This window comes from Actinocorallia aurantiaca (genome assembly GCF_039533685.1).
In the GTDB taxonomy this organism is placed as follows: domain Bacteria; phylum Actinomycetota; class Actinomycetes; order Streptosporangiales; family Streptosporangiaceae; genus Actinocorallia; species Actinocorallia aurantiaca.
The window spans coordinates 82939-94865 of sequence record NZ_BAAATZ010000016.1 but is presented as its reverse complement, the minus strand read 5'-3'; the positions used below and the strand labels follow the sequence as shown (position 1 = coordinate 94865).

Sequence of the window (11927 nt, the reverse complement as noted above, 5' to 3'; positions counted from 1 at the left end):
GACCTGATGCGCACCCGAAGGGATTCGAACCCCTGACCTTCTGATCCGTAGGCCAGACGATCATGAACCTTGTTTCCGCAGGTCAGAGTTATGGTCGAGTCGCCTGTAAGAGCTCCTTGGGGACGTATTGGGAACGGTCTTCTCGCCTGCCGTGGTCAGGGTTCGGTTTCGGGGAAGAGGGGCTGTTGGTGGGATCGGCGGTAGAGGGCGTGAGGGCTTCGGGGGCGGCCGGTTGTCCGGTGGCCGTTGAAGTCGGGTAGCGCGTTGCGGCCCATCGGTGTCGGAGTCGATAGGGCGTGCGTGCTGGGCAACGTTCCAGCCGGTCGGGTAGGAGCCTTGCCTGCTGCTCGCCGGGGCTGTCCGGGTCCGGTCTTCCTAGGAAGAGACAGATGGAGATCCCGTAGCGGTGCCACTCGGTCGGTGCCTGGCACTCCGAGCACATGTCTGCCCATGGCTTCCGTTCGACTCCGGCTTCTACCCGCCGGTGACAGGTGTGTCGCGGACAGGTGCGGTCGGACGTGCGGGGTGAGCACAGAGGGTGGCGAGGGTGTGACGATGAGCCGTGCCGGCTGCTCCAGCAGTCGCCCGGTGACGAAGGGAGCCCGCTTGCCAGTCCTGGCGACCGACCTCGATGGAACACTGCTCGGCGGCGAGAAGGGAGACCGGCGCCGCCTGCGTGATGTCCTGCGGCGCCACCCCCGGGTGACCGTCGTGTTCGCCACCGGGCGGTCGTTGACCTCCGTCCGTCGGGTTCTGGAAGACCCCCTGGTGCCCCGGCCCCGCTGGATCATCGCCGATGTCGGCGCCAGCGTTCTGGACGGGCTCGACCACACCCCGGTGGAACCGCTGCAGAGCGGTCTGCGCGCAGGCTGGCCCGGCTCCGACCGCGTCCGCGCCGAACTGCGACGTTTCCCCGTCCTCAGATACCAGAATGGCGTGCCGCAGGACGGCCGATGCTCGTTCTTCGTCCGCCCAGAGGACCTCACCCTGGACATCACCCGGGCTGTCGAGGCCCTGGGCTGCGGTTGGGTCTACTCCGCGGACCGCTACCTCGACGTGATGCCCAAGGGCGCCTCCAAGGGCAGCGCGCTCTCCGCCCTCGCCCGGAAACAGGGCTGGCCGATGACGACCGTGCTGGTCGCCGGTGACAGTCGCAACGACCTGTCGATGTTCCGGATCGGCGCGCACGGGGTGGCCGTCGGCAACTCCGAGGCCGCGCTGGTCGCCGCCCTGGAAGGCCGGGAGAGCGTCCGTCTGCCCAGGGAGCCCGGCGCCGCGGGGGTGCTGCGGGCGCTGCTGGACCTCGGCTGGGTCGAGACCGCCGCCCCGCTGGTGATCGGCTACCACCGTCCGCCGGTCCACCGGACTCCCGAGGGCCACTGGCGGGAGCCGTCCAGCCCGAACGGCATCCTGCCCACTCTGCGCAGCCTCTTCAGCGCGGGACTCGACGCCACCTGGGTGACCGCGGCGGTCGTGCCCGAGGGGGAGCGGCACAGCCGGGTCGACGGGCACGGCACCGAGATTCCGCTGTCCTTTCTGCCGCTGCGCCCCGAGCAGTGGCGGGCGTACTTCCACCGGGCGTGCAAGGAGGTGCTCTGGCCGATCCTGATGTCCCAGCCCGACCGGCTGCGCTTCAACCCCGCCGCCTGGCGGCAGTACCGGACGGTGAACGCGCGATTCGCCGAGCGGATCGCGAACGAGGCGGGACCCGGCGGCACCGTCTGGCTGCACGACTACAACCTGTGGCTGGTGCCCGGCTTCCTCCACCGCACCCGTCCGGACCTGCGGGTCGGGCTGTTCCACCACACCCCCTTCCCGCCTCCGGACGTCCTGGCCGCGCTGCCCACCGCCAAGGAGGTCCGCGCCTCGCTCGGCCTCCTGGACTGGGCCGGTTTCCACACCGGGACATTCGCCGGGAACTTCCGCTCCTTTCTCCAGGACGAGCCGCGGCGTCCCAGGATCGGCGTCCATCCGCTCGGTGTCGACCGGGACGCCATCGAGGCGATGGCCCGCGACCGGGCGCCCGGAGTCCGGCGGGACGACGAATGCCGGCTGGTGCTGTCCATCGAACGGCTGGACTACACCAAGGCGCCGGTGGAGAAGGCCGAGGCGATCGCGTTGCTGCTGGAACGCCGGCCCGAGCTGCGCGGTCGGTTCCGGTTTCGGCTGGTGTGCGCGCCGCCCGAGCCCGGGATCACCGCGTACGACGCCACCCTGAGGGAGCTGCGGAAGCGGGTGGCCGAGGTCAACGACGCCTGGGGCCGCGACGGCTGGCTGCCCATCGACTACCGGCCCCGGCCGCTGTCCTTCTCCGAAGTGGTCGACCATTACCTCGCCGCCGACGTCCTGTGGGTCGCCTCGCTGCAGGACGGGATGAACCTGACCGCCAAGGAGTTCGTCGCGGCGCAGGCCGCGGTCGGTCTCTCCGGCGTCCTGGTGCTGTCCCGGCACGCGGGCGCGGCCGAGGAACTGGGAAAGGCGGCGGTGCTCACCGACCCCTGCTCGCCCGATGACCTCGCCGATCGGCTGGCCCAGGCCCTGGACCTGACTCCCGCCGAACGACACTCCCGCCTCACCGACCTCGCAGCCCGGCTCGGGCACCGTCATCCGACCCTGTGGGCGGCGGAGATCATCGCCGCGATCCGGAGGCCGTGACGGCCGATCCCCGCCGGTCGGCCGGGGGACCTGGGCTCCTCCGGGGACAGCCGTCATCCGAACGGCATGGGCGGCGGATACGCCGACTGCAGGCGCTTCCCGGCGGCGCGGGCACCGTCAGAACCGCAGGCCGCGAGGTGGTCGAGACCGAGAAGGGCCGCGCCGAGGACCAGATGGGCGGTCACCAGCCTGGGCTCGGCGAGCGGAGCGCGGTCGGCCAGCCGGTCGGCGAGGCCGCCGAGCAGCAGCGGCTGCTTCGAGGCCAGTATCCCGCCCCCGAGCACCACCGGGACCGCCGTGCCCAGCAGCCCGAGCCTGCTCAACGCGACAACGGCGAGCCGGACGATCTCGTCGACCTGACGTTCGACCAGATCGAGCGCCACGGCGTCACCGGCCGTGGCCGCGGCGAACATCAGCGGAATGATCTCGTGCAGCCTGGCTCTGTCCAGCTCCGCCAGATGGACGGCCTCGGCGACCCGGGTCGCGCTCGGCAGAGCGAAGTGAGCGGCGATCGCGGGTGCGAGCGTGGTCGCCGCGCCGCGCCCGTCCTCCGCCCGCACGGCGTGCCACATGCACTCCACGGCCAGCACCTCGCCGCCGCCCCAGTCTCCGGTCAGCCGTCCGAGCGCGGGGAAGCGGACGGTCCGGCCGTCCGGCAGCAGACCCGCGCAATTGATCCCCGCACCGCAGACCACCGCGACTCCGAACGGCTGCTCGGTGCCGGCCCGTAGCAGGCCGAAGGTGTCGTTGCGGACCGCCGCGGAGCGCGCCCAGCCCTGCCCCTCCAGCGCCCGGCTCAGCCGCTCCTCCTCGACCGGCAGGTCGGCGTTGGCCAGGCAGGCGCTGATGTGCTCCGCTACCAGGTCGTGCTCCGGCGGCAGCCCGGCCTGCGCCGCGGCGGCCCGTACCAGCGGTTCCAGCGCGGCAACCGCCGCACGCGGCCCGACCTCGTGCGGCCGGAAGCCGCCGCCCCGGGCACAGCCGAGGACGGTGCCGTCGGTGCCGACCAGGAGGACGTCGGTCTTGCTGTTGCCCGCGTCGATCGCGAGTACCCCCGGTAACCCGTGCGAGGCGCGCGCTTCGGTTGAGCCGGGCAGGTGGGGCGGGTGGGGTGCGGCAGACACGTGGACTCGGCCTCTCGGGTCGTCCGTTGCTTCCTGACACCTGGCCCCTTCAATCTACCCGCCGGACGCCCGCCCCTCCGGTGATGAAACCCTTTCCGGCCTGGCCGAGGACGGAGCGGATTCCTTCAGGGATCGGCTGAACATCAGCCGAGAGGCGAATGATCCGCTCTACGCCCTGTGGGCGTTGATCCTGGCCGTCGGGCTTCGTAAAGGGGAGGCGCAAGGACTCCGCTGGTCCGATCTCGACCTGAACAACGGTGAGCTCTCGGTTGCGTGGCAGCTTCAGCGGGGGGACGCAGCTCATCCACAAGGAGCGGACCAAGACGGACGGCTCCACGGACACGCTGCCGCTGCCTCCCATCTGCGTGACCGCGTTGAAGATCCGGCGTGGTCAGCAGCAGGTCGCCCGTCGCATCGCTGGCGAGAACCGGCAGAAGTCCGACCTTGTGTTCACCATCCGCACTGGCTGGCCGATCGAACCGCGCAACATCAACCGGGTGCTCGATGCCTGGCGTGCTGCCGCACACGTCAAGGTCATCAAGGTGCACGACGCCCGCCGCACTGCGGTTCGCTACTCGTCGCTCCGGACGTTCACCCCCGGGTGGCCATGCAGATCCTCAGGCACAGCTGCATCGCCATCACGATGGAGATCCACACACAGGTTCCCCCGGGTCGCGTCCAGCGGAGTGATGTATGAAGAAGGAAGCGGACCAGTTTTCGCGATCTTCATCCGGAGGCTTGGTACTGCAACGACAGCCCCACTGTCGTTGCAGTACCAAGCAGGCGCTGCGGCGATCGAGGTGCCCGGATCTGCCCGCGAGGCAGGCAGGTGAGTCAGACTGTGCGGTGTGATTGTGGACAAGGCGATCTATTGCGACGGTGGCCGCGAGACCATCTCCGGAGATATCAGCGACGCCTTCGACGCCGCGCGGACCAGGGGGCAGTGCTTCGTGTGGATCGGCATGCACGAGCCCACCCAGGAGGAGTTCGACCTCGTCACCGACGAGCTGGACCTTCATCCGCTGGCCGTCGAGGACGCCATCCACGCCCACCAGCGGCCCAAGATCGAGCGCTATGACGAGACGCTGTTCGTGGTGCTCAAGACCCTGCACTACGTCGAGGAGACCTCCGACATCGAGATCGGCGAGATCATGCTGTTCCTCGGCAGGGATTTCGTGATCACCGTCCGGCACGGCCGCGCCACCCCGCTGACAGAGGTCCGAAAGCGCATCGAAGCCGACCGCCGCCTCCTGGACGCGGGCCCCGCCGGCGTGCTGTACGCGGTGTGCGACCAGATCGTCGACACCTACTCCCGCGTCTCCCATGAGGTGGAGGCGGACCTCATCGCCCTCGAGCGCGACGTGTTCAGCCCCGAGCGCAGGGACGTCACCGAGGACATCTACTCCCTCAAACGCGAGGTGCTGGAGTTCCGCAGCGCCCAGGACCCGCTCATCCCGGTGCTGGAGGAGATCGTCAAGGGCCGGGTGGCGTTGTGCGCCGACACCAAGGACGACTTCCGCGACGTCCTGGACCACCTGCTGCGCGTCGACGAGCAGGTCGACGCGCACAACGAGCTGCTGTCCAGCGCCCTGACCGCCCACCTGGCCCTGGTCGGCCTCCAGCAGAACCGGGTCGCGATGCAGCAGAACAGCGACATGCGCAAGATCTCCTCCTGGGCCGCCCTCATCGCCGTCCCCACCATGATCGCCGGGGTTTACGGGATGAACTTCGACTACATGCCCGAACTGCACTGGCTCATCGGCTACCCCGCGGCCCTGACCGCCATGGCCATCGCCGTCGTCATCGTCCACCGGCTCCTGCGACGAAGCGGATGGTTGTGAACCTCCCCCCACCGAAGATCTCTTGGACCCGGATCGTCCTCGCGCTGATCATCGTCTGGATCATCACACTCACCGTGATCATCCTGCTCGACCCCGGCGCCGCCGCACCTTCCCCCTGACGGCTCTTCGGTGGTCGAGGCTGCCGGCAGGCGGGGCTTCGGCGTGAGCGCGGACAGCGCCCAGCGTGCTGATCGCGGCAGCCCGGGTGTCGCAGTGGATGTCGGTCCGAGTGGGATCACCGCGTGGCAGAACCGCCAAGAGCGGCAGGCGAGCTGCTCATCAGGCCAACGGGGTGGGCCAGGCCGACGTCGGTACTCGATGGACATCTCGAAAACAAAACAGTCCATGAGAGTCGTCCAGGCCGGCTCTGCAGCCGCTGTCCACTCCCATGATCCCGAAAGCCCGTCCAGGACACGCTGACTCACCGCCTGCCACCGCGTGCGCAGGGCTTGGGGTGCCCGTGCACGCGACTTCGAAAAACGACCACCACCGTAGCCGTCGGCGACGAGCCACAGGAGGGCGAGGGTGGCGGGGTCGAGGGGATGCCGCGGCGGGCGGCGATCGTCTTGGGGGCCCACAGGTGGAGGCGGCCGTTGACCACGACGAGTTGCCGTTCGATGGACAGTTGGCGGGTGCGTTCGTCGAGGTCGCTCCAGCGCAGGCCAGCGGCTTCGCCGCAGTGCAGGCCGAGGTGCGTCAGGAGGTGGAACAGCGGGTAGTAGGGGTCGGTGGCGGAGTGGCCGAGGAAGGCGCGGGTGAGTTCGGGGGTCCAGACCATGATGGGGCTGGGCGTCTGGCCGGTGCGGTGCCAGTGGGCGACTCGTTCGTCGGTCCACAGCAGGGCCTTGGGCGGTGCGGCGGGGTCGAGTTCGATGTGCGCGGCGGCGTTGTGGTCGACGTAGCGGCGATCGAGCGCGGTGTTCAGCGCTCCGCGCAGGAGGGAGCAGATCCGCCGCTTGGTGGCGACACTGGTCGGCTTGCGGTACCGAACCGAGGCACAGACCATCGTGTCGACGCTGGTGCGGGCAGCGCGGATGGTCTCGTTGTGGACATCGATTGCCTCGAACATGGCGTGGACGTCGTCGGAGTGGAGCTGATCGAGCCGCAGGTGACCGAGGTGCGGCTTGAGGTAGAGGCGGATGTGGCAGGCGTAGCCGGTGCGGGTGCTGAGCCGCAGGTTTCTGCGCCCGTCCAGCCAGCGGTCGAGCCACTCGCCCACGGTGAGGCTGCCGTCGAGCGGCAGGCGGTGCCGGTAGCGCTGCCGGACGGTCTCGGGGTCGGGCAGCGCCCCGCTTGTCAGGGTCGCCTGCCGGATCAGCGCGGTGACCTCGCTCACCCCCCCGCGTCGCCGGCGGCGGGAACCGCGAGCAGCTCCCGGACCATCGCGATGGCGGCCCGGGCCTGCTGCTCGTCGGCCAGGCCGCCGCGCCGCAGTCGGCAGCGGGACCGCCCGGTGCCGCGGGGCAGCTCCAGCTGGTACCACCAGCTCCCGTGCCCCGGCTCGGCGAGACGCGGGCAGCCCTTTTCGAGGCGGACGCGCTGGACCCTCCCGCGCACACGGGCCGGGACTCCGGCGTGGTCGAGGACGGGCCGGGTGCAGGGGCAGTGCTTGAACACGTAATGTTCCACGATCACTCCCTTGGGTAAGGTAACCGGTTGCCCTCAGGATCCGAGAACGCCCTCGGTATCCCAAGGGCCGGAGCCGACAGCGCACGTTTCCTATCCCTGTGACCCCGCAACCTGGTCAGGAGCGGTGTGCTGTGAAGCGTTACAGGGAACCTTGCGGGCACCCCGCGGAGTGCGGCCAACGACGAAGGCCGCTCATCCTGGTGGATGAACGGCCTGGTCAACATGCGATCTCGTGCGCACCCGAAGGGATTCGAACCCCTAACCTTCTGATCCGTAGCCAGATCAAGACTGTCCACCCCCGTCCAGATCAGCACCCTGACCAGTACAGCGTCCCTTTCGCCGCCCATACCCGTCCACAGCGATCCAGCCTCGGTGTTAGCACCGCGTTAGCAAGATCCCCGATACTTCGCTTTGAACCGCCCTGTTCTCGCTTTCAGAGGGCGACTACGGAACGCGTCAGTCAAGGAGAGAGGTGCCCGTCTCCTAGACCAGCAGATTCACACTCTCGTTCCCATGACCGTTGAGCAGGTCATCTACCGCTTCCCCTGAACTTCTTCCGCAAGCGCTGGAGCCTTCGATGAAGATCGAGCGTCTAAGGTCTAGTCTCTCGAAGCTAGGAGTTCGCTCGTGTTGGAATGGATCGGCCTGGTAGGTACGGTGATTGGCGCTGGCGTTGGGGCAGCCTCTGTCGTCGGCTCGATGGTCATCCGCGCACGGCAGGAAGCCTCAGCCGAAGAGCGGCAGCACCAGCGAGACCAGAAATCAAAGGGTAGGGAACGCCAATGGGAGATCACCCTTGCTGGCCTTGATGCCCGGCGCGCGGCATACGTCTCCCTAATGGAGATAATCACTGAGTATGAGCAGAAGATCGGCCTTTTCGTTGAGAGAACGGGTATGACCGAAACGCCGTCGGACAGCGAACGAACAGCGCTCCTCAGCGATTTGGACAGACTTTCAGCAATGGTGCCGTCCATCGAGATGCACGCTCAGAGCGAGGCGGTCAGCTTCCTACTGCGTTCCCTGGTCCTCCAAGGCCGGTCCCTGCTAGCAACGCTGAACGAAGACCCCTCCGGCGAACACTTCAATCAGATCGAACTCTCGAAAGTTGACGTGCAGCGCCTACGAAACGCGTGCCGTTGGGATCTCGGGTTGAACGGCACGGATCCAAGGACTTTTCTCCAGCTAGAGCCAACAGACTCGGACTGCTAGTGGCTCGCCTTGGTGCTGCCGCACGTGATCGGACTCGTTCCGGAGCGCTCGTCCGCGCGAACGGCGGGACGATGTGACAGAGGGATTCTCGCGGGCGAGTGCTCTGGCCCGCGGGGGGCTGGGGGTCGCGAGACCCACGCTTCAGGCTCGATCAGCCGGCCTTCGAGACCGCTGTACTTCTTCGATGCGAAGCATCTTCACCAAGATTCCCAGCAGCCCCAGCACTCTCCTTGGCCAGCACCGGGGCTTCCTTCAGGTTCGGCAACGTCCGCCCTCGTCCGCCTCGGTTGTCACCCACTTAGACACTCACCCGAAGCCGCCCAGAGCCACCTGCCCTGGAGTTCTCAATACGAGCTTGGGAGCAGTGCTCCAAGTCGTGCGCTACTTCAACGGGATGAGTGAGCAGTCCAAACCTTCGGGCGCTTCCCCTACCGAGCCTTGGCGACCGCGAACCTGCTCGGCTGGCACTTGGGGCGCGACACCCTGGACTTCCTCGCTAAGACCAGCGCCGTCCTGGATGTCGACGAGTACGGCCTCTCCAACGAGAAACTCACCTGGCTAGGGAGAGCTTCTCACCTAGCCACACGGTTCAGGAAACGACTCGTCCGCTCTCCAGACCCAGTGCGGGCATGTGTGGAGAGCCGAGGGATCGTCGGGAGAGCAAGCAGTACTCGCCCATTTTGGGGGCCGACGAGTTCTCACTCATAGCACGCTCCTGAACAGGTAATTGTGACGTAGGCAGCAGTTGGCTGGCATGGGACAAACCACCCCTCTCTTGAGATTCCCACGTACTGTGCGGACTCGGGGAGGGGCGATGGCGCGAATGACGCAGCACGCGAGGCGGCAACGAGTCTTGATCATCGGCTGGGCGGTGATCATCGGATCGGTCCTGGCCGCGTGGCAAAGCGACAACGCTGTGCTTTGGGCGTTCCCGCCCCTGGCATGGGCGTTCTACCAGTTGATAGTGACCCCGACGACGTGCGGCGTCCGAACAAACAGAGGCCACCCGTGCAAGAACGGCACCTGGGGGAGGCTCTCTGCATGTAAGCAACCGGCACACTCGAAGCTGAAGCTGGATGAGCTGTTGCGCCTGTTCGGCCTCCGGAACGGTGTGCAGTACCTGCCACCTTCACCCGCGCAGGCTCAGATGCAGTCACCACCCCCTCCCGAGGAGGCATCGACCACGGGCAACGGTAACGAGCGCCTACTCCTCGTTCTAACAGTCGTCGCAACCGTGGCCGGCGTCGTTCAGGCTGTCGTGAGCTTCAAATAGGTCGAACCTGTCGGGCTCCGAGACACGATTACAAGGATGGCCTACGCATTAGGAGTCAAACGAACACTGTCCAGGACCGTCTACATCTGTCCTGTGGCCTGTTGCCGAGCCTCTGTGATGTACAGGCCAGTCCACCGCTGTCCAGGGCTGTTGTTAGCGCCAGCGTTAGCAACTGTCGCTGACCGATCACCTGGCGCGCTCGTCCCGGAGCGCTCGTCTGCGCGAACGGCGGGACGGTGTGACAGAGGGTTCGCGCGGGCGAGGGTTCCGGCCCGCGGGGGGCTGGGGGTCGCGAGACCCCCGCTTCGAGCTCGACCAGTTGGCCATCGCAACAGCCGTACCTCTTTGATGTGAACTGTGCGTATCCGAGGACCAGGATCGAGTCTCGCTTCGGACCCACCACTAACCCCCTGACCTAGCCAGCGGTGTCTCCTGACACGCGAGGCACACCCAGCCCGTGGCGGCTCCGCTGGGCCGCTACTACTGCCGTGCGCCGCAGAGCCGCAAACCTCGCTATCGGAAAACCGACACAAACAAAACAGTTTGAGCTAGTGGACGAGCTGCTCAGGCGAACCTCCACTAATACTTGGACGCATGAGGAAAAGATATATCAAGACTCGGATTACAATGGATTCCTTTGATATAGGGCGCCTGACAGATTTCGACTTCGAATCGGTTTGTAAAGATCTGTTTGAGGAAATCTTGGGCGTCAAGCTTGAAATATTCGCCCCCGGACCCGATCAAGGTGTAGACCTAAGGCATCTAAAGCGCAAATCCAGCAATGCAACAATCATTCAATGTAAACATTGGATACGATCTTCGCGCAGTACCCTGCTCAGCCATATGCGAACAAAAGAAAAACCGAAGATTCACCGGTTGAGTCCATCACGATACATCTTGGCAACGTCGGCTGAGCTTACCAAACAGTCGAAGGATACTCTGGTCAAGGACCTCGCTCCGTTCATCTCAGCCAATGATATTTACGGCCTACAAGAGATTGAGAGCGAACTCCGAAAGCGCCCTGATATCGTGCGGCGACATCTGCGACTTTGGTTGTCAAGTGCAACTGTCCTGCAAAGCTTGTTGGCGAAAGAGATACTGATACGTTCTCACTCACTGGTGGATGACATCAGTCGCAGCCTCAAGTTCTATGCGCCAAATGCAAGTTATGAGCGGGCACAACAGCTCCTAGAATCAAAGAACGTCGCAGTAATATCCGGTCTACCTGGTATAGGCAAAACAACTCTCGCTCATGCACTTGTAGCATACTACATTTCTCAAGGCTTTGAGCCAGTCGAGATATCCGAAGATGTTGAAGAAGCAAACCGCCTTTGGGAAAACGACAAGAAGCAGATATTTTACTATGACGATTTCCTCGGCCAGACCACACTTGATGACAAGCTAAATAAGAATGAAGATAGTCGGCTTATTGGGCTACTCGGACGGGTTAGGTCAAGCCCTAACAAACGATTCTTGCTAACCACCCGTGAATACATTCTTAATCAGGCTAGGCAGCGGTATGAGAAGATCTCAAGTACAGACTTCAATCCAATGACCTGCGTCTTGGATCTCTCTGACTACACTCGCCTTATTCGAGCACAGATCCTCTATAATAATGTCTACTTTTCCGAGTTGCCCTGCGAATACAAGGCGGCATTCGCGGATCCAGAAGCTTATCTGCCAATTATTAATCATGCGAACTTCAATCCACGACTTATACGCTTGAGCCTTGAACAGTTCGCAACATATGAAACCCCGGATGAAACACCCAAGAATGTCCTCATGAACCTGCAGAAGCCTCGTCGACTCTGGGGACACATTATCGATCATCAACTCAACCGGCCCGAGGTATCAGTCCTGGAAACCCTCTTCTCGCTAGGTGCTGAGGCACCACTCGAAGCAGTCAAGCAGAGTTGGCTCGGATATGCGCCGGATGGGGTGGCTTCTGAAGATTTCCGAAGATCTCTCCAGATAATGGAGGGGACTCTTGTGCGCATCGACTTCAAGGCCAACAGGCGGCTAGTTGGATTTCATAATCCTTCGGTCAGAGACTATATGCGAGAACATCTATCAAGCCGCCCCGAGAGGATCACCAACCTCGTCACCAGTGCTATCTTCTTCGAGCAGCTTCAAACGCTATGGACCATCGGCATGGGTTTCAGGGGCGAGACGATAATGTCCACCCTCCTCGAAAAC

The 11927-nt window shown here is 64.8% G+C and carries 9 protein-coding genes; 6 read left to right on the top strand and 3 right to left on the bottom strand.

From position 1 onward, the window contains the following. Positions 1-606: 606 nt before the first annotated feature. Positions 607-2655: an HAD-IIB family hydrolase gene (locus tag ABD327_RS20835; protein WP_344452219.1), complete on the top strand. Its 2049-nt coding sequence runs from the start codon at positions 607-609 to the stop codon at positions 2653-2655. Between the two features lie 53 nt (positions 2656-2708). On the opposite strand, the gene ABD327_RS20830 is transcribed toward ABD327_RS20835, so the two are convergent. Next, entirely contained in the window at positions 2709-3779 is a 1071-nt protein-coding gene (locus ABD327_RS20830; protein ID WP_344452218.1) for an N-acetylglucosamine kinase, read from the bottom strand. An 848-nt stretch (positions 3780-4627) separates the two neighbouring features. On the opposite strand from ABD327_RS20830, the gene corA reads away from it, so the two are divergent. Together corA and ABD327_RS20820 are read left to right on the top strand one after the other, a co-directional pair. After that, on the top strand, positions 4628-5620 hold the full coding sequence (gene corA, locus ABD327_RS20825) for a magnesium/cobalt transporter CorA (protein WP_344452217.1): 993 nt from the start codon (positions 4628-4630) through the stop codon (positions 5618-5620). Continuing rightward, positions 5617-5739 carry a hypothetical protein gene (locus ABD327_RS20820; RefSeq protein ID WP_344452216.1) on the top strand — a complete coding sequence of 41 codons (123 nt, stop codon included), beginning with the start codon at positions 5617-5619 and terminating at the stop codon, positions 5737-5739. Before corA ends, ABD327_RS20820 begins: the two co-directional genes overlap by 4 nt. A gap of 302 nt (positions 5740-6041) precedes the next feature. Here the strand turns inward: ABD327_RS20820 and ABD327_RS20815 are convergent, their stop codons facing one another. Then, positions 6042-6956 (bottom strand): tyrosine-type recombinase/integrase, encoded by a 915-nt coding sequence (locus ABD327_RS20815; protein ID WP_344452215.1) that lies wholly within the window; start codon positions 6954-6956, stop codon positions 6042-6044. After that, on the bottom strand, positions 6953-7249 hold the full coding sequence (locus tag ABD327_RS20810; protein ID WP_344452214.1) for a hypothetical protein: 297 nt from the start codon (positions 7247-7249) through the stop codon (positions 6953-6955). The genes ABD327_RS20815 and ABD327_RS20810 overlap by 4 nt, the downstream gene beginning before the upstream one ends. A 627-nt stretch (positions 7250-7876) precedes the next feature. On the opposite strand from ABD327_RS20810, the gene ABD327_RS20805 reads away from it, so the two are divergent. The 3 genes from ABD327_RS20805 to ABD327_RS20795 form a co-directional block, all read left to right on the top strand. Then, entirely contained in the window at positions 7877-8458 is a 582-nt protein-coding gene (locus ABD327_RS20805) for a hypothetical protein (RefSeq protein ID WP_344452213.1), read from the top strand. Positions 8459-9281: 823 nt separating this feature from the next. Beyond that, the gene (locus ABD327_RS20800; protein ID WP_344452212.1) at positions 9282-9731 is read left to right on the top strand and encodes a hypothetical protein; all 450 of its coding nucleotides are present in this window, start codon (positions 9282-9284) and stop codon (positions 9729-9731) included. Between the two features lie 627 nt (positions 9732-10358). Continuing rightward, on the top strand, positions 10359-11927 hold a 1569-nt coding region (locus ABD327_RS20795; RefSeq protein ID WP_344452211.1), incomplete at its 3' end, for an nSTAND3 domain-containing NTPase.